Annotated in this window: 24 protein-coding genes; 12 read left to right on the forward strand and 12 right to left on the reverse strand. The window is 71.9% G+C overall.

Features of this window, described 5'->3' with window-relative positions; all coding sequences use genetic code 11:
- The first annotated feature begins 391 nt into the window (after positions 1–391).
- Positions 392–832, forward strand: a complete 441-nt coding sequence (locus AB0E24_RS17915; protein WP_069869286.1) for an SPW repeat protein — start codon at positions 392–394, stop codon at positions 830–832.
- A gap of 144 nt (positions 833–976) precedes the next feature.
- On the opposite strand, the gene AB0E24_RS17920 is transcribed toward AB0E24_RS17915, so the two are convergent.
- A complete protein-coding gene (locus tag AB0E24_RS17920) occupies positions 977–1,699 on the reverse strand; it encodes a DUF2848 domain-containing protein (protein ID WP_069869287.1) in 723 nt (240 codons plus the stop codon).
- A gap of 248 nt (positions 1,700–1,947) precedes the next feature.
- Here AB0E24_RS17920 and AB0E24_RS17925 point away from each other — a divergent pair, with 248 nt between their 5' ends.
- From AB0E24_RS17925 to AB0E24_RS17935, 3 genes are all read left to right on the forward strand, one after another.
- On the forward strand, positions 1,948–3,306 hold the full coding sequence (locus AB0E24_RS17925) for an MFS transporter (protein WP_359378101.1): 1,359 nt from the start codon (positions 1,948–1,950) through the stop codon (positions 3,304–3,306).
- Between the two features lie 328 nt (positions 3,307–3,634).
- Positions 3,635–4,444: a carbon-nitrogen hydrolase family protein gene (locus AB0E24_RS17930; RefSeq protein WP_359378103.1), complete on the forward strand. Its 810-nt coding sequence runs from the start codon at positions 3,635–3,637 to the stop codon at positions 4,442–4,444.
- Positions 4,441–4,830, forward strand: coding sequence for a cupin domain-containing protein (locus tag AB0E24_RS17935; RefSeq protein ID WP_359378106.1), 390 nt, complete (start codon positions 4,441–4,443; stop codon positions 4,828–4,830). The genes AB0E24_RS17930 and AB0E24_RS17935 overlap by 4 nt, the downstream gene beginning before the upstream one ends.
- A gap of 1 nt (position 4,831) precedes the next feature.
- Here AB0E24_RS17935 and AB0E24_RS17940 read toward each other — a convergent pair whose 3' ends face one another.
- Together AB0E24_RS17940 and AB0E24_RS17945 are read right to left on the reverse strand one after the other, a co-directional pair.
- The gene (locus AB0E24_RS17940) at positions 4,832–5,464 is read right to left on the reverse strand and encodes a GntR family transcriptional regulator (RefSeq protein WP_093702759.1); all 633 of its coding nucleotides are present in this window, start codon (positions 5,462–5,464) and stop codon (positions 4,832–4,834) included.
- Positions 5,465–5,620: 156 nt separating this feature from the next.
- Positions 5,621–6,676, reverse strand: a complete 1,056-nt coding sequence (locus AB0E24_RS17945) for a medium chain dehydrogenase/reductase family protein (RefSeq protein ID WP_359378109.1) — start codon at positions 6,674–6,676, stop codon at positions 5,621–5,623.
- 119 nt (positions 6,677–6,795) lie between these two features.
- On the opposite strand from AB0E24_RS17945, the gene AB0E24_RS17950 reads away from it, so the two are divergent.
- The gene (locus AB0E24_RS17950) at positions 6,796–7,503 is read left to right on the forward strand and encodes a TetR/AcrR family transcriptional regulator (protein WP_079257330.1); all 708 of its coding nucleotides are present in this window, start codon (positions 6,796–6,798) and stop codon (positions 7,501–7,503) included.
- An 83-nt stretch (positions 7,504–7,586) separates the two neighbouring features.
- Positions 7,587–8,096: an inorganic diphosphatase gene (locus tag AB0E24_RS17955; RefSeq protein ID WP_069869294.1), complete on the forward strand. Its 510-nt coding sequence runs from the start codon at positions 7,587–7,589 to the stop codon at positions 8,094–8,096.
- A gap of 150 nt (positions 8,097–8,246) precedes the next feature.
- On the opposite strand, the gene AB0E24_RS17960 is transcribed toward AB0E24_RS17955, so the two are convergent.
- Positions 8,247–10,040: an ABC transporter ATP-binding protein gene (locus AB0E24_RS17960; protein ID WP_359378113.1), complete on the reverse strand. Its 1,794-nt coding sequence runs from the start codon at positions 10,038–10,040 to the stop codon at positions 8,247–8,249.
- Positions 10,041–10,420: 380 nt separating this feature from the next.
- On the opposite strand from AB0E24_RS17960, the gene AB0E24_RS17965 reads away from it, so the two are divergent.
- The 4 genes from AB0E24_RS17965 to AB0E24_RS17980 all read left to right on the forward strand — a co-directional run bounded on the left by AB0E24_RS17965 (position 10,421) and on the right by AB0E24_RS17980 (position 15,146).
- Positions 10,421–11,059: a LysE family translocator gene (locus AB0E24_RS17965; RefSeq protein ID WP_079260419.1), complete on the forward strand. Its 639-nt coding sequence runs from the start codon at positions 10,421–10,423 to the stop codon at positions 11,057–11,059.
- A gap of 380 nt (positions 11,060–11,439) precedes the next feature.
- On the forward strand, positions 11,440–12,657 hold the full coding sequence (locus AB0E24_RS17970; protein ID WP_359378116.1) for an Ig-like domain-containing protein: 1,218 nt from the start codon (positions 11,440–11,442) through the stop codon (positions 12,655–12,657).
- A 126-nt stretch (positions 12,658–12,783) separates the two neighbouring features.
- Positions 12,784–14,178, forward strand: coding sequence for a hypothetical protein (locus AB0E24_RS17975; RefSeq protein WP_359378118.1), 1,395 nt, complete (start codon positions 12,784–12,786; stop codon positions 14,176–14,178).
- Positions 14,179–14,555: 377 nt separating this feature from the next.
- Positions 14,556–15,146, forward strand: coding sequence for an Ig-like domain-containing protein (locus AB0E24_RS17980; RefSeq protein WP_069869297.1), 591 nt, complete (start codon positions 14,556–14,558; stop codon positions 15,144–15,146).
- 94 nt (positions 15,147–15,240) lie between these two features.
- Here AB0E24_RS17980 and glnA read toward each other — a convergent pair whose 3' ends face one another.
- Positions 15,241–16,650 carry a type I glutamate--ammonia ligase gene (gene glnA, locus AB0E24_RS17985; RefSeq protein ID WP_069869298.1) on the reverse strand — a complete coding sequence of 470 codons (1,410 nt, stop codon included), beginning with the start codon at positions 16,648–16,650 and terminating at the stop codon, positions 15,241–15,243.
- A 254-nt stretch (positions 16,651–16,904) separates the two neighbouring features.
- Here glnA and AB0E24_RS17990 point away from each other — a divergent pair, with 254 nt between their 5' ends.
- Entirely contained in the window at positions 16,905–17,372 is a 468-nt protein-coding gene (locus AB0E24_RS17990; RefSeq protein ID WP_079153447.1) for an RDD family protein, read from the forward strand.
- Between the two features lie 181 nt (positions 17,373–17,553).
- On the opposite strand, the gene AB0E24_RS17995 is transcribed toward AB0E24_RS17990, so the two are convergent.
- The 4 genes from AB0E24_RS17995 to lipB all read right to left on the reverse strand — a co-directional run bounded on the left by AB0E24_RS17995 (position 17,554) and on the right by lipB (position 20,861).
- Complete coding sequence (locus AB0E24_RS17995; RefSeq protein WP_069869300.1) at positions 17,554–18,234, reverse strand: DUF4191 domain-containing protein; 681 nt, start codon at positions 18,232–18,234, stop codon at positions 17,554–17,556.
- A 10-nt stretch (positions 18,235–18,244) separates the two neighbouring features.
- Positions 18,245–18,442 carry an SCO2195 family GlnR-regulated protein gene (locus tag AB0E24_RS18000; RefSeq protein WP_020871972.1) on the reverse strand — a complete coding sequence of 66 codons (198 nt, stop codon included), beginning with the start codon at positions 18,440–18,442 and terminating at the stop codon, positions 18,245–18,247.
- A gap of 336 nt (positions 18,443–18,778) precedes the next feature.
- A complete protein-coding gene (lipA, locus tag AB0E24_RS18005; protein WP_069869301.1) occupies positions 18,779–19,729 on the reverse strand; it encodes a lipoyl synthase in 951 nt (316 codons plus the stop codon).
- Between the two features lie 307 nt (positions 19,730–20,036).
- A complete protein-coding gene (lipB, locus tag AB0E24_RS18010; RefSeq protein ID WP_173963306.1) occupies positions 20,037–20,861 on the reverse strand; it encodes a lipoyl(octanoyl) transferase LipB in 825 nt (274 codons plus the stop codon).
- A 204-nt stretch (positions 20,862–21,065) separates the two neighbouring features.
- Between lipB and AB0E24_RS18015 the strand changes: the two genes are divergently transcribed.
- On the forward strand, positions 21,066–22,682 hold the full coding sequence (locus tag AB0E24_RS18015; RefSeq protein ID WP_359378126.1) for an NsdA family TPR-like regulatory protein: 1,617 nt from the start codon (positions 21,066–21,068) through the stop codon (positions 22,680–22,682).
- Positions 22,683–22,836: 154 nt separating this feature from the next.
- Here AB0E24_RS18015 and AB0E24_RS18020 read toward each other — a convergent pair whose 3' ends face one another.
- The 3 genes from AB0E24_RS18020 to AB0E24_RS18030 form a co-directional block, all read right to left on the reverse strand.
- On the reverse strand, positions 22,837–23,601 hold the full coding sequence (locus AB0E24_RS18020; protein ID WP_079257325.1) for an ArsR/SmtB family transcription factor: 765 nt from the start codon (positions 23,599–23,601) through the stop codon (positions 22,837–22,839).
- Between the two features lie 253 nt (positions 23,602–23,854).
- On the reverse strand, positions 23,855–25,198 hold the full coding sequence (locus AB0E24_RS18025; RefSeq protein WP_359378129.1) for an NAD(P)/FAD-dependent oxidoreductase: 1,344 nt from the start codon (positions 25,196–25,198) through the stop codon (positions 23,855–23,857).
- A gap of 208 nt (positions 25,199–25,406) precedes the next feature.
- On the reverse strand, positions 25,407–26,315 hold the full coding sequence (locus tag AB0E24_RS18030) for a TIGR01777 family oxidoreductase (RefSeq protein WP_069869305.1): 909 nt from the start codon (positions 26,313–26,315) through the stop codon (positions 25,407–25,409).
- Positions 26,316–26,349 lie beyond the last annotated feature (34 nt).

Below are 26,349 nucleotides of genomic sequence, written 5' to 3' on the forward strand. Positions count from 1 at the left end.
TCAGCTCTTTCGCGCGAGAAGGCGTCAGTGGACGTCGTGCGCGCGGGCTGGGCGGCTGGGCGAAGAGATCAGCGGCCGAGCGAGCGGGCCCGCGCATCGGATGCGCGGCAACACTCGCGGTCGAAGTGGTGCGCCTGCCGGGATGGCCAGAACGGCTCGAGGTCATAACGACCCGTCGCGATGTCGTGGAGGCTGGCCATGGCCCTATTGAAGCAGATATCGGGCCCGGGGCGCTCGGCCGTTGAGCAGGAAGAGGCGCGACGGCGAACTATACGCCATTGGGTGCGAATCCGGCATCTACCTATAAACCAGGGCGAGGCGCACAATGGTGGTGCGGTGTTTTTACCGCACTGCGCGGTCAGACTTGCATGGATCGAAGGAGGCGAGTCGAATGGCCGACGTCTCACGAGCGAGAGGCGATCTCACGGGCCACCCCGACGTGACCGAGATGCGGGAGCGTTACGCCCGCATGATGGACGCGAGGGACGTTGTCTTCCTCGACGGGCCGGTGCTTCTCGCCGGTCTGTACTTCGCCATCTCTCCCTGGGTGGTGCACTTCTCGGGCACCAACCCCAACCTCATGGTCAACAACCTCATCCTCGGCATCACGGTCGCCCTGCTGGGGCTCGGCCTCACCACGGCGCCGAGGAGGATGTACAGCCTGTGCTGGGCCATGTCCGCGATCGGTATATGGATGATCATCTCCCCCTGGGTCGTCGCCCGGGGCGCCGATGCCGGGGTGATCGCGAACAATGTTGTCGTGGGTGCCATCACCTGCCTGTTCGGCCTGATCGCGGCCGGCATGGTGATGCGGAAGGGCAGGGAAACCTGACTGGACGCTGAATCCCTGGACCATCTGACCATCTGACCCTCTGGACAACGGCGAAGGCCGTCCACCGCGGGCCCCCGAGGGGCGTGCGGCGGGCGGCCTTCGCACGCTGCCTGTGTGTCTTTGCCTTCTTTTTCGCGCGGGGGCTCAGCCGATCGGCTCGGGCAGCGGGACCACGTCGTAGGAGCATTCGATGGTCTGCCCGGTGGCCGGGTCGCCCAGCTCCACCCGCCAGCGCTCGGCGAACTGGTCCACGCCTTCGGCCATCGGGATCGTGCCGGAGATCAGCACGGTGCCGGGCACCAGGTCACCGCGTTCGCGCAGCACCTCGACCCAGTAGGACGGCGGCAGCAGCTCGGCCAGGGTGCCGCTCTGCACCTCGGTCTCCTCACCGTCGTGAGTGACCCAGGCACGGAGCGTCAGATCGTCGAGGCGGGGCGCCACATCGGACAGCCGCCAGGCGCGGGTGGCCAGTACATCGGGGGCCGCGTTCTTGCTCCAGGCCACGCCGTGGACCTCCAGCGCCCGGTCGGTGTGGTCGCAGGCCGCCGTCAGCAGTAGTTCCCCGTCCGCGGCCACGACCAGTGCCCACTCGGCCTCACCCGAGGTGTGGCCGTGCTGGACGCTGACCCGGCCGGTCTGCTGGGCGAGGTAGGGGGAGACGGGGTAGAGGGCGGGCGTCACGGAGGGCGCGGGCACGCCCAGCTCGGCGAGCTCGGCGACATGGGCGGCCACATCGTCCTGGCTGCGTCCCGCGTAGCCCGCGTTGAGCACCTGGACGACGTCCACGTGGTGGAGGGAGCCGTCGGGGAGCTCGAAGGTGAGCGAGGAGCGGGCGGGCTGTGCGGGCTGCGAGGGCTGCGTCGTCATGGGCTGTGCTCTCCAAGGCGCGGTGGGGCGGTCGTGCGGGTTCTGCGCGTGCCGTGGTGGTGGCCGTGGTCGCGCTTTCCGCGGTTTCGAAGCGGTTAACTTCCCCCTGAGGGGTTGCGCATACGCTTGGTATACAACAAGTATGCCGGAAGGTCGATCCACGTAAACCCCCGCCCACCTCATCGCATCACCCCGAAAGCACCACGTACCATCCCGTAAGCCTCATGCACCACCAACGAGGACGGAACATGCAGCCCACCGCATCGAGCGCACCGCAGCCCCGGGCCGACCGGACCGGGGTGCGGCGCGCCTTCGTCGCCAGCCTCACCGGCACCGCCCTGGAGTGGTACGACTTCGCCGTCTACTCCGCCGCCGCGGCCCTCGTCTTCGGCGATCTCTTCTTCCCCTCCAAGGACCCCTTCACCGGCACCCTGCTGGCCTTCTCCACCTACGCCGTCGGCTATCTCTCCCGGCCGCTGGGCGGCTTCGTCTTCGGCCGGCTCGGCGATGTCATCGGCCGTAAGAAGGTGCTCATCGCGACGCTCGTGCTCATCGGCGGCGCCACGCTGCTGATCGGGCTGCTGCCCACCTACGCCACGGTCGGCGTCGCGGCCCCGGCCGCGCTGGTGCTGCTGCGCTTCGCACAGGGCGTCGGCGTCGGCGGTGAGTGGGGCGGCGCGGTGCTGCTGTCCAGCGAGTTCGGCGATCCGCGGCGGCGCGGCTTCTACGCCTCCGCCGCACAGGTCGGCCCCCCGGCGGGCAATCTGCTGGCCAACGGTGTCCTGGCCGCGCTGGGCGCGGCGCTGACGGAGGACCAGTTCCTCAGCTGGGGCTGGCGGGTGGCGTTCCTGCTCTCCGGCGCCCTGGTGGCGTTCGGCCTGTGGGTCCGCGCCAAGCTGGAGGAGACCCCGGTCTTCAAGGCGATGGAGGCCGCGCAGGACCGCCCGGAGGCCCCGCTGCGCGAGGTGTTCACCACCCAGCCGAAGGCGCTGACCGCCGCGATCCTCAGCCGGGTCGCCCCCGATGTGCTGTACGCGATGTTCACCGTCTTCGTACTCACCTACGCCACCGAGGAACTGGACATGTCACGCGGCTCGGCGCTCACCGCCGTGCTGATCGGCTCCTCGCTCCAGATCGTGCTCATCCCGCTGGCCGGGGCGCTCTCGGACCGTGTCAACCGGCGGCTGCTGTACGGGGGCGCCGCCGTCGCCGCCGGTGTCTGGCCGTTTCTCTTCTTCCCGCTGGTCGCGGACGGCAGTTGGGCGCTGCTCACCCTCGGGGTGGTCGGCGCGCTGGTGATCCACTCGCTGATGTACGGACCGCAGGCGGCCTTCGTCGCCGAGCAGTTCTCCCCCCGGCTGCGCTACACCGGCTCCTCGCTCGCCTACACCCTCGCCGGGCTCATCGGCGGCGCGATCGCGCCGCTGCTCTTCACCGCGCTGCTGGGGACGTATCACGCATGGGTGCCGCTGGCCATCTACATCGCGATCACCGCGGTGGTCACGGTGATCGGCCTCTGGCTGGGCCGGGACCCCGGCTCCGCCGAGGACGAGGAGCCGCTCCCGCTCCCGGTCGGCCAGACCGCATCCTCCACGACCGTCTCCTGACCCGTTCCCGCCCTGCCCCGGCGGCGGCCCGGCCCCGGCGGCGGCTCGGCCCCGGCTCGTGCGCCCGGTGTCCGGCTCCCGGCTGGCGGCTGGCGGCTGGCGGCTCCGCGGAGCTGTAAAGCGGGCCGCGCCGGGGAAGGGGCGGGATGGGGCGGCGCACCCAGGCCGAGCCCGGCGGACGCGCCGCCTCGCGCTTGCCCGCCCCGCCTACCACCCGACCTCCCGCCCCGCCTACCTCCCGACCTGCCGACCCGCCGACCCTCCCGACCAGGAATTTCCGACCCTCCCGACCAGCTTCTCCCGATCAGGAAATGAGGCAGCACCCGCCATGCCCCTCCGCATCGCACTGAGCCAGATCACCACGGGCCCGGACCCGGCGTCGAACCTCGCCCTTCTGCGCCGGGAGACACAGCGGGCGGCGGAGGCCGGGGCGCGTCTGGTCGCCTTCCCGGAGGCGGCCATGGCCTGCTTCGGCACCCGGCTCGGCCCGATCGCCGAACCGCTGGACGGCCCCTGGGCCACCGAGGTCCGGCAGATCGCGAAGGACGCCGGGCTGGTGGTCGTGGCGGGGATGTTCAACCCGGCGCCCGACGGCCGGGTGACCAACACCCTGCTGGCCACCGGCCCGGGGGTGGAGACCTCCTACGACAAGATCCATCTGTATGACGCCTTCGGCTTCGCCGAGTCCAAGACCGTGGCCCCGGGCTCCGAGGTGGTGACCTTCGACCTCGACGGCGTCCGCATCGGCCTGGCCACCTGCTACGACGTACGGTTCCCCGAGCTCTTCCGGGCCCATGCCGACGCGGGCGCGGTGCTCTCCCTGCTGCCCGCCTCCTGGGGAGCCGGGCCCGGTAAGCGTGAGCAGTGGGAGCTGCTGACCCGGGCGCGGGCGCTGGACGCCACCGTATGGCTGGCGGCCGTGGGCCAGGCCGATCCGGCCGCGTCCGGCCTCACCGCCGCGACCTCCGCCCCCACCGGTATCGGCCACAGCGCCCTGATCGGCCCCGACGGCACCGTACGGGAGCGGCTGGACGCGGGGCCGGCGCTGCTGGTGGGGGAGGTGGACACCGAGGAGGTCACCGCGGTGCGCCGCACGGTGTCCGTCCTGGCCAACCGCAGGCTGGGCGTCCAGCCATGAGCGGCACCGGCGGGGCCAAACCGGAGCGCGAATTCCATCTGCCCTCCGGGCCCTGGCGGCGGCCGCCGGGCGCGGCCGCGGGGGTCAGCGAACAGATCCTGGCCGTGGACGGGAGCGGCACCCACACCACCGCCCTGGTGCGCTGGGAGCCGGGGACGGACACCTCCTTGTCCGGGGTGGCCCGCCATGACGGCTGGGAGGAGGTCTATCTCCTCGAGGGCAGCATGCGCGATCTGACGCTGGGGGAGACCTTCTCGCGCGGCTTCTACGCCTGTCGGCCACCGGGGATGCCGCATGGCCCCTGGGTCTCCGAGGAGGGCGTCACCATGCTGGTGATCACCTACCCGGAAGCGGTGCCGGTATCCGGAAGCGGTGCCGGGCGCTGACTCACCCGGCGAGCAGCACCTTCAGCGTTGACTCCAGATGGGCGCTGATCGCCGTGCGGGCCGCCTCCGTGTCCCCGGCGGCCACCGCCTCCAGGATGGCGCGGTGCTCGCCGAGCACCTCCTCCTGGCGGCCGGTCTGGTTGTACAGGGCCACCACCCCGGCCCGGATCTGGCGGCTGCGCAGCCCCTCGTAGTGCCGGTTGAGGAGTTCATTGCCCACCGCGGCGATCATGGTCGCGTGGAAGAGGTGGTCGATGGCGATGAACTCCTTGGCCTGCTCCGGGCCCATCAGCTCGCGCTGCCGTTCCAGCAGCTCCGTCAGCTTCCCGACCGGCACCGTGCCCGTCTCGATGGCGTGCTCGGCGGCATAGCGCTCGACGATCCCGCGCAGCTCCATCAGCTCGGTGATCTCCCGGCCGGAGAGCGGGGCGATATGCGCACCCCGCTTGGGGACCAGCTGCACCAGATCCTCGGCCGCCAGCAGGAGCAGGGCCTCACGGATCGGGGTCCGGGAGATGCCGATCCGGTCGGCGATCTCCTGCTCGGTGAGGAAGCTGCCCTGCATATCGGGATCGGTCAGCACGGTCTCCTTGAGGAACGCGTACGCCTTTTCTCGTCCGGACTGAGCTGGCACTGGGCCCCCATGCTGCTTCGCATACAACTCGTATACGAAAATTATCACGAACTGGTGGCCGGGTCGGGGATCCAGGAGCCGTGGATCCCCGCGGGAACGTGGTGGGCAGATCCACGGTGGCGACGGGGGCGGCCGTGATGTCCCGGGGCTTGCAGCTCATCGCGCGCCCTCCTCGCCGCCCCGGCGGGCGTCCTGGTCCGCGACCAGGACCACCTTTCCGGTGACGGTGCCGGATTCGGCCAGCCGCATCGCCTCCGCGGCGTCGGAGAGCGGAATCCTCGCCGCCACCATGGCGGTGAACTCGCCGCTCGCCAGCAGCGCCAGCACCTGCCCCAGGTCGGCGCGGATCCGCGCCTGGTAGGCGGCCTTCCGGCGCCGTCCGGCCCAGAGATTGAAGAAGTGCGCCCCCCGTCCGTTCGGCAGCAGATTCCACAGGAACAGCCGGGCGAACAGCTTGAGCACCGGGGCCCGGGACGAGCCGGGGACGTCCCGGGTGGCCGCCGTGCCGTAGGAGACCAGCGTGCCGCCGCGGGCGAGCAGCCGGAAGGAGTCGACTATGCCTTCGCCGCCGACATGGTCGAAGACCGCGTCGACCCCGCCCGGGGCCAGTGCGCGCACCCGGCCGGGCAGATCCGGATCGCGGTAGTCCAGCGGGGTGGCGCCGAGGGCGCGCACCGCGTCGTGATGGCGGGGCGAGGCGGTGCCGATGACCTTGATGCCCGCGTGGCGGGCGAGCTGGACCAGGGTGGTGCCCACCCCGCCATTGGCCCCGTGCACCAGCACGGTCATCCCGGGGCGCACCTTGGCCACGCGGTGGAGCATCTGCCAGGCCGTGATCCCGTTGACCACCACCGTCTCGGCCTCCGTCGCGTCCACCCCCTCGGGGACCTCCACCAGATCGCCCGCGTCGACAAGGGTGTGGCTGGCCCAGCCGCCGATCTTCGTGAGCGCCGCGAACCGGCGCCCGCGCAGCGCCGGATCCACCCCGGGGCCGGTCGAGACCACGGTGCCCACCAGGTCATAGCCGGGGACGAAGGGAAACGGCGGCTGGTCGTAGTACTTCCCGCGGCGCATCTGCTGCTCGGCGAAGGAGACCCCCGACGCCTCGACGGCCACCAGCGCCTGCCCGGGGCCGGGCTCGGGCAGCGGGCGGGTGCGCAGCTCGAGCCCTTCCGGCTCCACCTGGCCCGGGAGAACGACTTCGGTGATCATGGCTGACCTCGCTTCAGGTGAGGAGTTCTCGCTGTGGTGAGAACTTCTAACCAAACAATGAACCTGTTACTCTCGGTGTGTCAAGTGGGAGATCGACGACCCGTACGAGAGGCGCGTCCATGGCGACAGCACGGCGAGAGCGCTACCGCAAACAGACCCGGGAGGAGGCCAAGGCCGTGGCCCTGGCCCAGCTGTCCGAGTCGGGCACGGCCGGCATCTCGGTGAACGCGATCGCGAAGGCGATGGGCATGACCGGCCCCGCCCTCTACCGCTATTTCGCGAGCCGGGACGAGCTGCTGACCGAGCTGATCACCGACACCTACCGCGATCTGGCCGAGACCCTGGCCCGGGCCGTCGCCGACGCCGCCCCCGCCGACCGCTTCCGTGCCCTGGCCCGCGCCCTGCGCGACTGGGCGAAGCGGCAGCCCGACCGCTATCTGCTCATCTACGGCACCCCGGTGCCCGGTTACCACGCACCGCCGGAGACCACCGAGATCGCGGCCGGGCTGATGCGGACCATCTTCGACGCCTGCGCCACCGTCGGTGAGGCCGGTGAGGCCGGTGAGGCCGGCGGCGGCGGTGTCGACGGGGGCCGTCAGCAGCCCCTCACCGAGCTCGAGGCCGAGCTGGCGCGCCATCTGGAGGGCACGGGCCCCTGGGGGCCCGGGGAGGAGCCCGGCGGGGAGGTGAAGGGCCGTGCGCTGCGCACCTGGACCCGGCTCCACGGCGTGATCAGCCTTGATGTGCAAGGCCAGTTCACGGGCATGGGCTTCGATCCCTCGGTCCTCTTCGAGGCCGAGATCGACGCCCTGGTGCGCGGCGGCTGAGCCGCCCAGGTCCGAGCTGCCCGCCCGGCGGGCCCGGAGCACACTGGAAGGACATCGGAGCGCAGGGGTGACCGGAGGGCGCGATGGAGCACGGTGAGTTCGATGTGGTCGTGGAGATCCCGGAGGGGTCTCGCAACAAATACGAGATGGACCATGAGACGGGCCGGATCCGGCTGGACCGGATGCTGTTCACCTCGACGAAGTACCCGGCCGACTACGGCTATGTCGACCACACCCTCGGCCGGGACGGCGATCCGCTGGACGCCCTCGTGACCGTCGCCGAGCCGACCTTCCCCGGCTGTGTCATCCTCTGCCGGGCCATCGGCATGTACTGCATGCGCGATGAGCAGGGCCCGGACGAGAAGATCCTCTGCGTCCCGGCCCATGACCCGCGCTACGTCGGCGTCCAGGACATCGAGGACGTCCCCGAGTTCGACCGGAAGGAGATCACCCACTTCTTCGAGGTCTACAAGGACCTCGAGCCCGGCAAGTCCGTCGAGGGCTCCCACTGGGAGGGCCGCGACCGGGCCTACGCCGAGATAGCCGCCTCCCGCGCCCGCGCCGCCGAAACCGGCCGGTTCCAGAGCCCCTGACCCCAGAGCCTCTGCCTCCAGGGTCCCTGACCCCAGGGCCCCCGCCCCCGGAGCCTCTGCCCTCAGGGTTCCTGCCCACCCAGCGTCCCTGACCCCAGAGCCTCTGCCCCCAGGGTCCCTGACCCCGGAGCCCCTGACCGGGGCCGGAGTTCAGGGTGTCTCCCCGCGCGGCGCCGGCACCCCGCGGTCGTTCTGTAGCTCCCACAACTCCCGGAACAGCCCCGGGGACCCCGTCAGCTCCGCGAACGTGCCCTGCTGGATCACCCGCCCCCGCTCCAGCACCACGATCCGGTCCGCCACCGCCACGTTCGCCAGCCGGTGGGTGACCAGGACGACGGCCCGGTCCTCCGCCATCTGCCGCAGCCCCGCGAAGATCCGGTGCTCGGCGCGGGCGTCCAGCGCGCTGGTGGGCTCGTCCATCACCAGCAGCCCGGCGGGCCGGTGGAACGCGCGGGCCAGCGCGATGCGCTGCCACTGCCCGCCGGACAGCTCCACCCCGCCCCACCACTGCCGGGCGAGCAGGGTGTCCAGTCCGCTGCGCAACCCGTCCACCACCTCATGCGCCCCGGAGCGGACCGCCGCCTCCCGGACCCGTTCGTCCCCGCCGTGCGGCTGGCCGAGGGTGATGTTGTCGCGGGCGGACAGCGGCCAGTGCGCGTAGTCCTGCGGCACAACCGCCGTATGCCGCCACATCGCCTGCGGATCCAGCTCCTCCACACCCACGCCGTCCCAGGTCACCGCGCCCTTGGTGGGCAGATAGAGCCCGGTCAGCAGCTTGCTCAGGGTGGTCTTGCCCGAGCCGTTCTCGCCGACCAGCGCCAGCACCTCGCCCTGCCGCACCTCGAGCGTCACATCGTCCAGGGCAGGGGCGTCGGACTCCGGATAGGCGTAGGTGAGCCCCTCGGCCCTGATGACCCGCGGCGGCGCCGGGACCCGGGTGCCGCGGACCATTCGGTGCCCGCCCGCCTCCTCGATGAACTCCGCCCAGTCGTCCAGATACAGCCCCGTACGGAACAGCCGCGTCCCGTAACCGACCATCCCCTGGAGCGAGGCGCCGACCGTCCGCAGCGCGAACACCGCCGTGCCCGCCGACGCCACCGACATCCGCCCCGCGCCCAGCAGCAGCGCCAGCGACACCCAGACCAGCCCGGACGCCACCCCGCCCGCCACCGCCCCCAGCACCGCGTACCGCGCGCCCCGGTGGACGGCCTTGTCGGTGGCCGCGTCCACCCGCGCCCCGATGGCCCGGTACCGCTTCAGCAGAAACTCCGCCATGGTGCCGGAACGGAGCTGATCGGCGATGTCCTTGTCCATCATGTACCAGCGGAGCAGTCCGAGCGTGCGCCGGTCGGCGCTCATGGCGCGACTGGTCTCGTACTGCACCCGGGCCGCCTTCATCCCCGCGATCCCCTGTGGCAGCGCGGCCAGCAGCAACAGCGGCAGCAGCGCCGGATGCAGCACGGTGACCACGCCCGCCGCCGCGATCAGCGAGGAGAGACACGCCATCAGCTGCTGCGACTCGGTGATCAGATCTCGCGCCACCTCGGCGCCCCGGTCCGCCGCGTCCCACTTGTCGTTGAACCCGGGGTTGTCGTACGCCGCGAGCTCGGCGTTGATCGCCGCGTCCAGCATCTGGGTCTCGGCCTCCCGGGAGATCCGCGGGGACAGCCGGCTGGAGATGTTGCCGACCGCGATCCCCAGCAGCGCCCGCAGCCCGGCCGCCCCCGCGAGCACCGCGATCGAGGGCAGCGCCTCCCGGAGCCGGTCGGTGATCTGGCCGGAGGAGATGAGCGCCGTGATCGTGCCCGTGGTGGCCAGCAGCCCGAACGCCTCGAAGAACCCCGACAGCGCCTGGCACACCAGCAGCGCCACCACCGCCTTCCGGTCCACCTTCCAGGCCAGCGCCAGTGAACGGCGCACCAGTTGGGGCAGTCTGCGGGCCATGGCCCGGGTGGTGACGGGGTTCCGCTCCCAGGCCGTCAGCGTGGGCGGCCGGAACCGTAACTCCTCGGCGGGCCGCTCGGCCGATGAATCCGATGGTTCCGACGGCTGTCCCGATGGCTGTTCCGGCGGTTGTTCCGATGGCGGTTCCGTCTGCTTCGTGGTTTTGGACGTCACAAATCCCCCTGGGCGTCTGTTTTCCATTCGGTGCGCCCCAGATTGCCGCAGACCGGGACAGGGATGCCCGGGTTTTATGGTGAGGTCCACCGAACGTGGAGCGGCCGCGGCACAGTGGGGAGCGGCCGCGGCACAGTGGGCCGCCCCTCGCGCCGGACCGGAAAAGGGCTGGAGCCGCGGAGTGTTGGCGTGCTTCGATGCGCTCCATGGTGTCCATCGACCGGCTGCTCGCCTTCGCGGCCATGTCCTTTCTGCTGATCGTGATCCCCGGCCCCAGCGTGCTCTTCGTGGTCGGCCGGGCACTGGCCCAGGGGCGCCGCGCGGCGCTGACCACGGTCGTCGGCAATACGCTCGGGGCGTATGTGCTGGTCGTGGCCGTGGCGTTGGGCGTCGGGTCCGTGGTGGAGCGCTCGGCCGTCGTCTTCACCACGCTGAAGCTGGTGGGTGCCGCGTATCTCGTCCATCTGGGCGTCAAGGCGGTGCGGCAGCGCCGCTCGCTGCACGCCGCCTTCACCGGCGACGGCCCCGCCCACGGCGGTCTGCGCACGCTGTGGGAGGGGTTCGCGGTCGGTGTGGCCAACCCCAAGACGATCGTGTTCTTCGCCGCCGTGCTGCCCCAGTTCGTCGATCGTGAGCAGGGCCATGTCGCTTGGCAGATGCTGCTGCTCGGCCTGATCTTCAACGCCATCGCGGTGATCTCCGACAGCGTGTGGGGTCTGGCCGCGGCCACCGCCCGTACCTGGTTCGCCCGCTCCCCGCGACGCCTCGCCATGGTCGGCGGCGTCGGCGGGCTCTCCATGATCGGCCTCGGTGTCACCGTCGCCGCGACCGGCCGCGCGGACTGAGCGCTTCGCCGGACACGCGCTGAGCCGCCCCCGCCCGGCCGACGGCCACGTCCTCTGACGCCCCGCCCTGCGCTGGGCGCGCCAGGGGAGCCTGAGCAGGGGAAGCGCGCCGTGCACGGGGTGGGGGAGTGCGCCGGGGGAGGGCGTGGGCGCTGCGCCGTATGGGGTAATTCAAGGGCTTATCTATGGTGTTGGCGGCGTGTCGCGCGCCTACTGGTGCTACAGACCGGTGGGTTCCACATCTGCCGGGGGCGAGACGCGCATCCCGCGTCGCTCGCCGTATGTGCGCACCCCCTGGCCTCCGATGCGCCGCCGCGCGCGGTCACCGTCCCGCGTGGCGAGTAACGGCCCACCATTCCACTCCCTTTGGAGGGCCCATCATGGCTTCACCCACTGTCACCCTGGTCACGGCGGCACCGAACCCCGCCGTGGCCGGGCAGTCGGTCACGCTCACCGCCACCGTGATCCCGCTCGGCGCCGGAACGCCCACGGGCACCGTCACCTTCGTGGTCGGCGGCGGCCCCACGCTGACCGGGACGCTGTCGGGCGGGACGACCTCGGTCACCGTCCCCAACCTGACCCTCGGCACCCATATCGTCACCGCCACCTACAACGGCGACGTCAACTTCACCTCGTCCACCGGCACCACGGCCGTCGTGGTGATCCAGGCGTCGACCACGACATCGGTGATATCGGCGCCGGACCCCTCGACTCTGGGGCAGCCGGTGACCTTCACCGCCACGGTCACCCCGGTCGCGCCCGGTGCGGGCGTCCCGACCGGCTCGGTCACCTTCGTCATCGGCGGCAGCGGGGGCGGTACGTTCGTCCAGCCGCTGTCGGCCGGCACGGCGACGCTGTCCCTCAGCACCCTCGGCGTCGGCACGCACACCGTGGTCGCCCTCTACGGCGGCAGCGCGGACTTCCTGGCGTCCTCAGGCACCGACACCCACACGGTGAATCCCGGGCCCGCGGCGACGACCACGACGCTGGCGTCCTCGGTCAACCCGTCCGTGTTCGGGCAGCCGGTGACGTTCACCGCCACGGTCACCCCGAACCTGCCCACCACCGGCACCCCGACCGGCTCGGTCACCTTCGTGATCAGCGGTACGGGCGGGGGTACGTTCACCGAGCCGCTGTCGGGCGGCACCGCGACGTTCATCACCAGCGGCCTGGGCACGGGCTCGCACACCGTGACGGCCACCTACAGCGGCGACGCCGACTTCGCCACGTCGACATCAGCGCCGCTGACGCAGACGGTGGACATGGCGAACTCGATCACCTCGCTCAGCTCCAATCCCAACCCGGCCGAGGAGGGCACGCCCATCGACTTCGTCGCCTTCGTGGCGGCCATGGCGCCCGGCGGCGGCACCCCGACGGGAACGGTCGCCTTCACCCTTGTCATGGGAATGACCACCATCGAGATGAGCGTGCCCGTGGACGCCTTCGGATTCGCCTTCCTCTCCGACCAGATCCTGGCGGCGGGCACCTGGGACGTCAGCGCGGTCTACTCGGGAGACGCCAATTTCGGGGCCTCGGGCGTCTCCGACTACGCACAGGTCGTCACCGGGGCGGTCAGCGGCGTCCAGACCACCATCTGACCGCACCGCACCGAGCCCCGCCACCGCCCGCCAGAGCCGGTGGCGGGGCTCGGCCACGCGGTGCTGAAGGGCATGCTCCAGGGCATGCTCGCGCATATATGGTGCTTATAGGGGTAAACGCGAAGTGTGTCCGGCAAGACGCCGCGATGGGGCACGCTGTTCCTCGCGGCCCTCGTCGCCCTGACGGCGGTGCTGCTCACCGCCGGGGGCCCGCGTGCCGAAACGGATGTGGACAAGATCGGCAAGGCGCTGCGGAGCAGCCCGGTGTACGTCGATCCCGGCGCCTCCGACGCACTGAGCGCCCGGCAGGCCCGTGCCCTGGTTGCACACATCCGCGAGACGGGGGCGCCCCTCTACGTCGCCGTGCTGCCGGACGACCCCGCGTACGGCGGAGACCGCGTCTTCGGGCGGCTGCGTGCCGCCGTCGACCGTCCCGGCATCTACGCCGTCGCGCTCGGCTCCTCCCTCGGTGCGGCCTCCGACACCTCGGTGCTGCCGGGGCGCACCTCACAGGCGCTCGCGGCGCAGAACCTGCGGCAGCATCCGCGCGACCTCGCGGCGGCCCTGGACGGCTTCGTGACCGACGCGGCCACGGAGTTCCACGACCGGGCCGGTCAGGGGACCGGCGGCGACCAGGGGACCGGAGGTGACCAGGGCGCCCGCGACTCCACCGGTCTGTCGGCGGGTGACGCGGTGGCCGTGCTGATCGTCCTGGCCGCCGTCGCCGGAAGCGGTCTCTATATGGTGCGGCGCACCCGTAAGCAGCACCGCGAGCGCGAACTGGCCGAGCTGGAGCAGGTGCGCGGCGCGGTCGAGGAGGACATCACCGCGTACGGCGAGAAGCTGAGCCGGACCCGCTTCGACCCCGCCGACCCGGCGTCCACCCCCGAGATGGTGGACGGCTACGGCCGCGCCCTGGACGCCTACGAGGAGGCGAAGGCCAGATCGGCCGCCGCCCGGCGCCCCGGGGACGTACGGCCGGTGACCGAGGCGCTGGAGGAGGGCCGCTTCGCGCTGACGGTGCTCGACGCCCGCCGCGAGGGCCGCCCGTTGCCCCAGCGGCGCCCTCCGTGCTTCTTCGACCCGCGCCATGGCCCATCGGTCCGGGACGTCCCGTGGGCGCCCCTGGGCGGCACCCGGCGTTCGGTCCCGGCCTGCGCCGCCGACGCCACCCGCATCGACGACGGCGCCGAGCCGGACGCCCGCACCGTCCCGGTCGGCGGCGACCGGCGCCGCCCGTACTGGGAGGCCGGTCCGGCCTACGGGCCGTGGGCGAGCGGGTACTTCGGCGGATATGGCTCGATGCTGCTGCCCGGACTGCTGATCGGCACCTTGCTGGGCGGATCCCTCGGCCCCGGCTACGACACCGGCTATGACACCGGCGACTTCGGCGGTGGCTACGGCGACTCCGGGAACGGCGGCGACTTCGGCGGGGGCTTCGGGGACGGTGGCGACTTCGGCGGGGGCTTCGGGGACGGTGGCGACTTCGGCGGGGGCTTCGGGGGAGGCTTCGGCGAATAGCGGCCCACGGCGGCGTCCGCACGCCGGGCCGACGCGCCCCCGGCAGGCACACGGCGGACGCGTGTGCGCGGTGCGTACACGGTGCCCCGGCCATGGGAGACGCGCCGCACGGGGTGGATGGTGTGCGCGGGGAAGGCCGCCGAGCGCTGCGCTATCCGGGGTAATTCGGTGGCACCTCTATGGCGGTGGCGGCAAGTCGCGCGCCTACTGGTGCTACAGACCGGTGGGTTCCACAGCTGCCCGGGACGGCGACGCGGGATGTCCCCGTGTGGATCGCCGTAGGTGCGCACCCCCTGGCCGCCGATGCACCGCCGCGCCTTGTGTCCGCATGCGTGGCGAGTAACGGCCCACCACCCCACACCACTTGGAGGGCCAACATGGCTACGCCCACGATCACCCTGGTCACGGTCTCACCCAACCCCATCACGGTCGGACAGTCGGTCACGCTCACCGCCACCGTGATCCCGCTCGGCCCCGGAACCCCCACCGGCGATGTCACCTTCGTCATCACCGGGGGCCCCACCGTGACCGGCACGCTGTCCGGCGGAACGACCTCGGTCACCGTCCCCGGCCTGGGCGTCGGCGCCCACGCCGTCCTCGGCAACTACAACGGTGACACCAACTTCTCGCCCTCCACCGGCGCCAATGTCATCCTCGTCGTCCAGGCGGCGACCACCACAGCGGTGTCCTCGGCGCCGGACCCCTCGACACAGGGCGAGCCGGTGACGTTCACCGCCACCGTCACCCCGGTCGCGCCCGGTGCGGGCGTCCCGACCGGCACGGTCACCTTCATCATCGGCGCCGTCGGCGGAGGCGCGTTCGTCCAGCCGCTGACGGCGGGCACCGCGACGCTGACCCTCGACACCCTGGGCACCGGTACCGCCCCCGTGGTCGCCATCTACAACGGCGACACCAGCTTCCTGCCGTCCTCCGGCACCGACACCCAAACCGTGAACCCCGCCGCGTGATTCGTCCACACACCACCGAGCCCCCGCCGCCGCCCATGGAGGCGGTGGCGGGGGCTCGGGCCAGAGCCGGAGGAGCTCATACGGCCGGCACGGCTCACACGTCGAAGTAGAGCTCGAACTCGTGCGGGTGCGGACGCAGCTGGAGCGGCGCGATCTCGTTGGTGCGCTTGTAGTCGATCCAGGTCTCGATCAGGTCGGAGGTGAAGACGCCGCCCTGGAGGAGGAACTCGTGGTCGGCCTCGAGGGAGTCGAGGACGGCCGGGAGGGAGGTCGGGACCTGCGGGACGCCCGCGTGCTCCTCGGGGGCGAGCTCGTAGAGGTCCTTGTCGATCGGCTCGGCCGGCTCGATCTTGTTCTTGATGCCGTCCAGACCCGCGAGGAGCAGGGCGGAGAAGGCCAGGTACGGGTTGCCGGAGGAGTCCGGGGCGCGGAACTCCACGCGCTTGGCCTTCGGGTTGGAGCCGGTGATCGGGATACGCATCGCGGCGGAGCGGTTACGCTGCGAGTACACCAGGTTGACCGGGGCCTCGAAGCCCGGGACCAGCCGGTGGTAGGAGTTCACCGTCGGGTTGGTGAAGGCCAGCAGCGACGGGGCGTGCTTGAGGATGCCGCCGATGTAGTAGCGGGCGGTGTCCGACAGGCCCGCGTAGCCCTGCTCGTCGTAGAAGAGCGGGGAGCCGCCCTGCCACAGCGACTGGTGGACGTGCATGCCCGAGCCGTTGTCACCGAAGATCGGCTTCGGCATGAAGGTCGCGGTCTTGCCGTTCTTCCACGCCACGTTCTTGACGATGTACTTGAACAGCATCAGGTCGTCGGCCGCGGCCAGCAGCGTGTTGAACTTGTAGTTGATCTCGGCCTGGCCGGCGGTGCCCACCTCGTGGTGCTGGCGCTCGACCTGGAGACCGGCCCTGTTCAGCTCGAGGCTGATCTCGGCGCGCAGATCGGCGAAGTGGTCGACCGGCGGCACCGGGAAGTAGCCGCCCTTGTAGCGGACCTTGTAGCCGCGGTTGTCCTGAAGCGCACCGGTGTTCCAGGCGCCCGCCTCGGAGTCGATGTGGTAGAACGACTCGTTCGCCTTGGTGTCGAAGCGCACGCTGTCGAAGACGTAGAACTCCGCCTCCGGGCCGAAGTACGCGGTGTCCGCGATGCCGGTGGAGGCGAGGTACGCCTCGGCCTTCTTGGCGATGTTCCGCGGGTCACGGCTGTACTGCTCACCCGTGATCGGGTCGTGGATGAAGAAGTTGATGTTGAGGGTCTTGTCCCGGCGGAACGGGTCGACACGTGCCGTGGAGAGGTCCGCGCGCAGCGCCATGTCCGACTCGTGGATCGCCTGGAAGCCGCGGATCGACGAGCCGTCGAAGGCCAGCTCCTCGTTCGGGTCGAACGCCTCCGCCGGTACGGTGAAGTGCTGCATGACGCCGGGAAGGTCGCAGAATCGGACGTCTACGAACTTGACGTCCTCGTCCGAGATGAACTTCCGAGCGTCGTCGGCGTTCTGGAACATCCAACTCCTCCTAGCCCGGCCGCGGTGGGACGGGGATTTGTCCGGTGGCGCGGTCCATGTGCGGTGGCGCGCTCTGGCCGACCATAGGCAGACGGGATTTCCCGGGCATGACCCATTTGTTTCACCCAGGTTAACCGGCCGGAGGGGGGTCGCGGAGGTGTCGTGGCCTCGGAAAAGGCGCCGGAACGGCCCGGCGGGAACCGCTGGAAGGGGCCCGGCCGGGGGAACGTATGCCGTCGCAGTAACGTAGACGGGTGGACAAGAGGCAAGCAATCGGATCGTGGCTTTCCGGGCCCCGCGCGGCCGCCGAGGAGATGGGCGTCGATTTCGGCTACCGGGGCCAGGGCCTCGGGCTCCCCGAAAGCGGACCGGGCTCCATAGCGCCGCTGGGACGCCGCTTCGGGGCGCTTTTCATCGACTGGGGCCTGTGCCTCCTCGTCTCCTACGCCCTGCTCTCCGGCCGCGACGCCCAGGCCGCCGGGAACTGGGCGCTGCTGGTCTTCCTGGGGCTGAGCCTGGTCACCGTGGGCACCGTCGGCGCCACCCCCGGCAAGCTGCTGCTGAGGCTGCGGGTCATCGGCGAGGGCGGGGTGCGGCTGAGCCTGCCGAAGGCCGTGCTGCGCAGTGTGCTGCTGGTGCTGGTCATCCCCGCGGTGGTCTGGGACCGCGACACCCGCGGACTGCACGACCGGCTCTCCCGCGCCGTACAGATCAGGGTCTGACGCCCCACTCCGAGCGGATGCGCGGATCAGGGTTCCGAGGGGCCATGGGCCCGGGATTGCGTACAACCGCGGACAACGCGTAACAGCGGACCGCGGCGGTATATGCGAAATATAACGAGGCGGCGGCCCGGACTCTCCGTCCGGGCCGCCGCCTCGTATCCGTTTGTCGGCGGGAAGGGGCTCAGCGCCCCTTCGGCATCCGCATCCCCTTGGGCATCGGCCCCTTCGGAATCGGCATGTTGCTCATCAGGTCGCCCAGTGCGCGCAGGCGGTCGTTCACCACCGTGACCTGGGCGCCCGGCAGGACCCGGGGGAGCTTCAGCAGCGTGGTGCGGAGCTTCTTGATCTCGACCTGACCCTCGCCGGAACCGACGATCACATCGTGGACCGGGACCTCCGCCACGATGCGCGCCATCTTCTTCTTCTCGGCGGCCAGCATGCTCTTGACCCGGTTCGGGTTGCCCTCGGCGACCAGCACGATGCCCGCCTTGCCCACCGCGCGGTGGATGACGTCCTGGTTGCGGTTCATGGCCACCGCGGGGGTCACCGACCAGCCGCGGCCCACGTTCTCCAGCACCGCGGCCGCCGCGCCCGGCTGGCCCTCCATCTGTCCGAAGGCGGCCCGCTCGGCACGGCGGCCGAAAATGATCGCCATCGCGAGGAATGCCAGGACGAAGCCCAGGATGCCAAGGAAGATCGGGTGGCCGATCCAGAAGCCGATCGCGAGAAGGACACCGAAGGTGACAATCCCCACGCCGGCGACGACAAGTGTGACCTTCGGGTCGACCCGCTTGGTCATCTTGTAGGTCAGGGCGATCTGCTTCAGCCGCCCGGGGTTCTCGGATGTTTCCTTCCTCGCCATACAGCGAAGTTTACGTGGCCTGGGAAGCCCCGGTGGACACGGCCTCCAGCACGTGTTCGGCCTCGTCCCGGTCCTTGGCCCGGCGGCGGTCCTCGAGCACGGCGGTCCACGCGTTGCGGCGAGCGGTGCGCTGCCCGCCGCGCAGCAGCAGACCTTCCAGGACGAGGAGTGCGTCGGTGACGGACGGGCGTACGGGCGCAGCCGGCATGGATACCCCTCGGAAGCGGCGGATGATCGCTACGCACAACGTATAAGCGGTGCGTGGCTCAATCGTTACCCAATGGTGTTACCAGTGCGTGACTGGCCGGTCAAACACCGATGAAACCCGGCTGTGGCCGGTATTCCGCCGTTGAGCTGCGGCGTTCTCGGGGCGCTCGAAAACGCGTGTGCTCGCAATCACACAGAGTGTTGCTCACACGGCCCATGGCATGACGGAACGTGACGGAGAATCAGTTCGGACCGCCCGGGGTTTCGGACGGTCCGGAACGTGGACAACTGGGGCTTTGGACGGCCCTGACGGGCCGCCGTTCGGACCGTTCGGACCTCAGACCGCCTGGGAGGCCACCGCGACATTGCGCCGCTCGACGGCCTGCTGGTACAGACGGCCGGCGCGGTACGAGGAGCGGACCAGCGGGCCGGACATGACACCCGCGTAACCGATCTCCTCCGCCTCCTCCTTGAGCTCCACGAACTCCTGGGGCTTGACCCACCGCTCCACCGGGTGGTGCCGGGCGGACGGCCGCAGGTACTGGGTGATGGTGATCAGCTCACAGCCCGCGTCATGCAGGTCCTGGAGCGCCTGGCTGATCTCCGCGCGCTCCTCGCCCATGCCCAGGATCAGGTTGGACTTGGTGACCAGACCCGCCTCGCGCGCCTTGGTGATCACCTCGAGCGAGCGCTCGTAGCGGAAGCCGGGACGGATGCGCTTGAAGATCCGCGGCACCGTCTCCACGTTGTGCGCGAGCACCTCGGGACGGGCCGAGAAGACCTCGGCGAGCTGCTCGGGGACCGCGTTGAAGTCCGGGATCAGCAGCTCCACACCGGTGTCCGGCATCAGGGAGTGGATCTGGCGGACGGTCTCCGCGTAGAGCCAGGCGCCGCCGTCCTCCAGGTCGTCACGGGCCACACCGGTGATGGTCGCGTACTTCAGCTCCATCGTGCGTACGGATTCGGCCACCCGGCGCGGCTCGTCGCGGTCCAGCGCCTGCGGCTTGCCGGTGTCGATCTGGCAGAAGTCGCAGCGCCGGGTGCACTGGTCGCCGCCGATGAGGAAGGTCGCCTCGCGGTCCTCCCAGCACTCATAGATGTTCGGACAGCCCGCCTCCTGGCACACGGTGTGCAGGCCCTCGCGCTTCACCAGGCCGTGCAGCTCCGTGTACTCGGGGCCCATCTTCGCCCGGGTCTTGATCCACTCGGGCTTGCGCTCGATGGGGGTCTGGCTGTTCCGGACCTCCAGGCGCAGCATCTTGCGTCCGTCGGGTGCGACTGCGGACACGTCCGGCACTCCTCTTTGCTTGGCTCTGCTTGGCGGCTCGGCGTGGCGAGTTTGCCGGCGGGCTTTCGAATCGTCGGCGGTCACCAGGGTACGCCCGTGGTTCGTACGGATTTACGTCCAGGGCAACCGAAGGCAGCGAGGACGCATTCCCGCAAGGGCCGGATTCCGGCCGGAGCGGGCCGTCCCGGGCCGCCCCGGATCCGGCCCGATCGGGAACGGCCCCGGAACGGCCTCGGGACAGCCCCGGAACGGCCCCGGAACGGCCTCGGAAGGGCTCCGGAGACGGTCCCGGAGGGTCCCGGAGGGGTCAGACCGCCCGCGGCAGCGGGACGGCGGACTCCAGGACCTCCCGCAGATGCCGCTCGATCACCGGCAGCACCTCGGCGATCGGCACATCCCGGCCCAGCTCCTCCGAGAGCGAGGTCACACCCGCGTCCCGGATACCGCACGGCACGATCCGGTCGAACCAGGTGTTGTCCGGATCGCAGTTGAGCGAGAAGCCGTGCATCGTCACGCCCTTGGCGATCCGGACCCCGATGGCGGCCAGCTTGCGGTCCTCACGGCGCTGCCCGGCGTTGGACGGGGCGTACTCCGGGCCATTCAGCCGCGCGTCGAACTCCTCGTCCGCCAGCCGCGGGTCGAAGTCCAGCTTCAGCCCGCCGAGCGCGGGGCGCTGCTCCACCGGATCGCCCAGCACCCACACCCCGCTGCGGCCCTCCACCCGGGTGGTCTCCAGACCGAACTCCGCACAGGTGCGCAGCAGCGCCTCCTCCAGGCGGCGGACGTGCGCGATGACGTCCACCGGGCGCGGCAGCTTCAGGATCGGATAGCCGACCAGCTGACCGGGGCCATGCCAGGTGATCTTGCCGCCGCGGTCCACGTCCACCACCGGGGTGCCGTCCAGGGGGCGTTCGTTGTCGGCCGTGCGCCGCCCGGCCGTGTAGACCGGAGGGTGCTCCAGCAGCAGACAGGTGTCGGGGATCTCGTCCGCGAAGCGGGCGGCGTGCACCCGGCGCTGCTCCTGCCACGCCTCCTCGTAGTCCACGGCGTCCGCGCCGAAGCCCAGGTGGACGTAGCGCAGCGCCGATGAACCGGGGGCCGCCCCCGGCGAAGCAGTGGTCACGGCGGTCACGGCAAGCTCCTTCTGGGCCGCGTCGGATGGGGTGGCGAAGCCTCGCGGCGGCGCCTCAGCCACTGTACGACCGTGTCCCCATACGTCCTCACCCGGCTCGTTCTCACACGATCGGATGAATGGAGCCCGACGGCCGCGATCAGCCCTCTAGCGGCGGTTACATTCGCGCCGTTCCACCGAGCGATCAGGGAGACCGGCAGGCTGATGACGGAACGACCCCCGCAGCGCATCCCCAATCGTCAGCTCGCCGCGCTCATCGCAGAGGCGGGCTTCTCCAATGCAGGGCTCGCCCGGCGGGTGGACCAGCTCGGACTGGAGCACGGTCTGGACCTGCGGTACGACAAGACATCGGTGACGCGTTGGCTGCGCGGACAGCAGCCGCGCGGCACCACCCCCGCGCTGATCGCCGAGGTGTTCACCCGGCGGCTGGGGCGCCGGCTGACCGCCCAGGACCTGGGCCTGGACGCCTGTGCGCCGGTCTACGCGGGGCTGGAGTTCGCCGCCACCCCGCAGGAGGCGGTGGACATCGTCAGCGGGCTGTGGCGCAAGGACTCCGGGAGCCATGCGGAGCTGCGGAAGATCGCCTTCACCCCGGCGGGCCTCGTCGTCCCCAGCCGTGACTGGCTGATCGGGCGGCCCGACGACCGGGTGGCGCGCGGTGAGCCACCGGCGGGCCCCGCCCCGGCGGGGGCGGCCGTGGGCGTGGGCACCGGGGCCGGGCGGCTGCCCGCGCAGGGCGGCCGGGCGGGCGCCCAGGCGGCGGCTGCCGGTGCGGCCGGGGTGGCGCCGGGGCGCGGGGCCATGCAGGGCTCCCAGGGCCCTCAGAGCGCCCACGGCGGTCCGGGGGTTCATGGTGCCCATGGCCGGGCGCCGCTGCCCCGCCAGCGTCGCCACGACCGCGACCGGCGCGGGCCGGGCTACCGGGTGACCACCGGCGATATCGCGGCCCTGCGCTCGGTCGGCGAGCTGTTCGCGGCCCTCGACCAGACGTACGGCGGCGGACACGCCCGGCAGGCCCTGGTGCGCTACCTCGAGCACGAGGGCGAGCCGATGCTGCGCGGCTCGTACAACGAGGCGACCGGGCGGCGGCTGTTCGGCGCGATCGCCGATCTGACCCGGCTGGCCGGGTGGACCTCGTTCGACATCGCCGCCCACGGTCTCGCGCAGCGCTATTTCGTCCAGGCGCTGCGGCTGGCGCAGGCGGCCGGGGACCGCACGTACGGCAGCTATGTGCTGGTGACCATGAGCCGCCAGGCCGTCTATCTCGGCCATGGGCGGGAGGCCGTGCAGCTGGCCCGGGTGGCCCAGCAGGGGGTCGGCGGCGGCGCCCCGCCGGTGCTCCAGTCGCTGCTGCACGCGATCGAGGCGCGCGGCCATGGCGTCCTGGGCGAGGTGCGCGCGTGCACCGCCTCGCTCGCCCGCGCCGAGCGGGCGCTGGAGGCGGCCCGGCCGGGGGACGAGGTGCCGTACTGGGCGCGGCTGTTCGACGAGGCGCAGCTGGCCGACGAGTTCGGCCACTGCCACCGCGATCTCCAGCAGTACCGGGCCGCCGCCCAGCACGCGGAGCGCTCCTTGCAGCTGCATGGCGCCGGCTGCGCGCGCAGCCGGCTCTTCTGCCGGGTGGTGCTGGCGACGGCGCGGCTGGGCCTCGGCGAGCTGGAGCAGGCGTGCCAGCTGGGGGCGGAGGCGGCGCACCAGGCGTCGGAGATGCGGTCGGTGCGGGCGGTGGAGTACGTACGGGACTTCGAGCGCCGCCTGGAGCCGTACCGGGACGCGGCACCGGTGCGGGGGTACCGGGAGCGGGTGGCGACGCTGGGGTGACGCTGGGGCGGGGGGCTCGCGCCGGGGCGCCCGGGACGGATGCGTCCAGGCGTCCCGGGCCCGCGCTGGGGTGTCTGGGACCGGTGTTGTTCAGCTCTCCAGGACGTCAGCTGTCCAGGACGTCAGCTGTCCAGGACGTCAGCTGTCTTCGGCGTCAGTTGTCCAGGACGACGCCGAAGGTGCGCTCCAGCCCGGTACGGCCCGCGTCGGTCAGGTGCACCACGCGGCGGCGGCCGCCACGGCGGATCCAGTCCAGCGCGAAGAGCCGGTCCGTCAGGGCGGCCCCCAGCGCCCCGGCGAGGTGGTGGCGCTGCTCGGTCCAGTCGACGCAGTAGCGGATCAGCGGGCGGCGCCCGGCGACGAGCCCGTCCGCGTCCACGCCGAACGCCGCCAGCGCCGCGCGCCCCGGCTCCGTCAGCCGGTACGTCGTGTCGTTGCCCGGGGCGGAGAGCCTGTCGCCCTCGGCCGCCTCGGGGTGGAACCGTCCGTCACCGCCCTCCAGGACCCCGCGTTCCAGCAGCGCCGCCAACAGGGCCACGCCGAGGGCGCCCGCGACATGGTCGTAGCAGGTACGCGCCCGGCGCAGGGCGTGCGCGTGGCTGCTCTGGCGCAACGAGGTGACCGGCAGCGGCGGGGCGATCCTGGCCAGCGCCTCGAGGGCCTCGCCGACGGCGGGGCCGGTCAGCCGGTAGTAGCGGTGCCGCCCATGCCGCTCGACCCGCACCACCCCGGCCTCCAGCAGCTTGGCCAGATGCCCGCTCACCGTGGAGGCGCTGACCCCGGCCTCGGTGGCCAGCACACTCGCCGGCAGGGCCCGGCCCTCCAGCAGCGCGGTGAGGACGCGGGCACGGGACGGATCGGCGATCGCGGCGGCCGCGCGAGCGATATCGGCGTCACGGGCGCCCGTGGTGGTGGCCATGGATCCCAGCGTAGGACGGCCTCGCTTCGGCGACGGACGAAGTGTGCCGGGCGGCGGCGCGCGCCTTCGGCGTACGGGGCGAGGCACGTGCGGACATCGGGCCGGACGCCTCGCTGTACGAGCCCCGGCCCTGGCCAGCCGGCTCCGGCGCGCACCGAGGCCCGTGGGTCTTGGGCCGCGTGCTCAGGGCTGGACGCCTGGCCCTGTGAGCCCCCGGCCGTTGGCCGTGGCGCACCCGCCGGTCTGCGCGCCGTCAGGCCGCCGCGGCCGGGAAGGGGTCGGGGCCGGTGTCGGGGGTTGTGCCGGAGCCGGAGTCCGGGGGTGCGCCGAAGTCGCTGAGCACCGCGCGGGCGGCTCGGCGGCCGGAGGCCAGTGCGCCCTGCACCGTGCTGGAGTCCCGGTGGTCGCCGCAGACGTACAGCCCCGACAGCAGCCGTACCGGGCGGCGCGGGTCGTGCGGTGCGGGCATGGCCGGGACGGCGTACGGGTCGTGATGGGCGGCCAGCAGCTGCCAGCCCGCGGTGGACGTCCCGTAGACCGCCGCCAGTTGGGCCCTGACGGACCGGTCGAGCTCGGCGGTCGGCAGCGCGGCGGAGGTGCCCAGCACGGTGGAGGTGATCAGCACCCGGCCGGGCGGGGTGCGCGAGGGGTCGACCTCGCTGGCCACCATGGTGTGGGCGACCGGGCCCCGGCCGCCCGCCGCGAGTATCAGCGCGGGCTCGCGCAGCGGCGGCCGGTCGGCGGTGTGGTGCACCACGGTGACCGGGTGGAAGGCCGGCACCCGCAGGCCGGGCAGGAGCCCGGCCGCGTCGTGCGCCCCGGTGGCCACCAGCACCGCACGGCAGCCGAACTCGCCGTGTTCGGCGGTGGCCACGGCGCTGGTGGAGGCCGATACGGCCCGGACGCCCGTACGGACCGTCCCCGGCGGCAGCGCGGCCGCGAGCAGTTCGGGGACGGTGGACGCGCCGCCCGCCGGGAGGCAGAGGCGGCCGCGTGCGTAGCCGCGCAGCGCGAGGTCGGCGCAGCGGCTCGAAGTGGTGAGGTCCGGGTCGCTCAGCAATGAGACGAGCAGCGGACGCAGCACCCCCTCGACCGTACGAGCAGGTAGGCCCCGCCCCCCCAGGGTCTCGGAGACCGGCCGGTCGGGGCGGGCGAGCAGGCGGTCCGCGGGCAGGGCGGCGAGCCTGCCGAGCGCGGCACCGAGTCGGGCCTGGTCGAGCCCGCTGCCGAGCGGCGCGCGGGCGGCGTTCGCGAGGGCGCGTGCCGTGGTGAATGCGCCCCTCATGCTCCGGGGCGTGTCCACCCGGTGCGTACGGCCCTCGCTGTGCACGAGCACACCCTGGGCCAAGGGGCGCAGGGCGAGGGCGCCGAGCCCCGGAGTGCGCCGCAACTCCGGGAAGGAGGTGTTCATCAGGTGGCCGTTACGGTCCAGCCGGAAGCCGTCGACGGTGTCGGTCGTCATCCGCCCGCCCACCCGGGGCGCGGCCTCGAGCACCGTGACCGCCACTCCCGCGCCGGTCAGCCGATGAGCCGCGGCCAGCCCCGCGAGCCCGGCGCCGACGATGACGACGTCCGTGCGGTGCGCGCGCTTGAGCACGTGTCCTCCCCGAGGTCGGTGCGTCCGTCACGGGGGCTGCTGCCCCGACCGGCGGCCTGGATGCGTGGGTCCCGCGAGTCGGCTCGGCGAGACGGTCTTGACAGTACGGACAAAAACGGTCGATGCCAGACGCGCATCGACCGGGCACGGGCGCACAGCGGTCGCACACCGCCATGGGGCGATATGCGACCGGAGAGCTGGAAGGGCGTCAACCCTCCTGAGTGAGCGCCGCCTTGATGGCCTCGTCCACATGTGGGTACGCGAAGGTGAAGCCGGAGTCCAGCAGTCGGCGGGGGACGGCCCGGACGCTGCCGAGGACATCGCCGGACATCTCGCCCAGGGCGATCCGGAGCGCGGGGGCGGGGACCGAGAAGAGCGTGGGGCGGCGCAGAACGCGGCCCATGGCCGCCGTGATCTCGCGGTTGGTGACCGGCGTCGGCGCGGTGAGGTTGACCGGGCCGGTGAGCTCGGGCGTGTCGAGGATATGGCGCAGCGCGGCGATATGGTCCCGCAGCGCGATAAAGCTCCAGTACTGGTGGCCGCTGCCCATCCGCCCGCCGAGGCCCAGCTTGAACAAGGGGAAGAGCCGCCCCCACGCCCCGCCCTCGGCGGAGATCACCAGCCCGGTCCGGGCGAAGGCCGTCCGGACGCCCGCCTCCTGCGCCGCGCCCGCCGCCTCCTCCCAGTCCTGGCAGACATCCGGAAGGAAACCATGGCCAGGGGGCGCACTCTCATCGACCGCGCGCTCCCCGGTGTCACCGTAGAAGCCGATCGCGCTCCCGCTCACCAGCACCCGCGGCGGGGTGTCCAGCGAGGCGATCGCCTCGGCGATGGCGGCGGTGCCCAGCACCCGGCTGTCCCGGATCTCCTTCTTGTACGCGTCGGTCCAGCGCCGGTCGCCGACGCCCGCGCCCGCAAGGTGGAACACGGCCTCACAGCCCATCAGCCCCGCGGTGTCCACCCACTGCCGCCGCGGATCCCACTCCGCCTCGTCCTCCGCGCGCGGCGAACGCCGCACCAGCCGCACCACTTGGTGGCCGTCCTCGCGCAGCGAGCGGACGAGTGCCGTGCCGATGAGCCCGGAGGAGCCGGTGACCGCGATACGCATGGTCACCATCCTGCCCTCGATCAGAGGCGGGATGTCGGACAAC

It is taken from the genome of Streptomyces malaysiensis subsp. malaysiensis, assembly GCF_040653035.1.
GTDB classification, from domain to species: domain Bacteria; phylum Actinomycetota; class Actinomycetes; order Streptomycetales; family Streptomycetaceae; genus Streptomyces; species Streptomyces malaysiensis.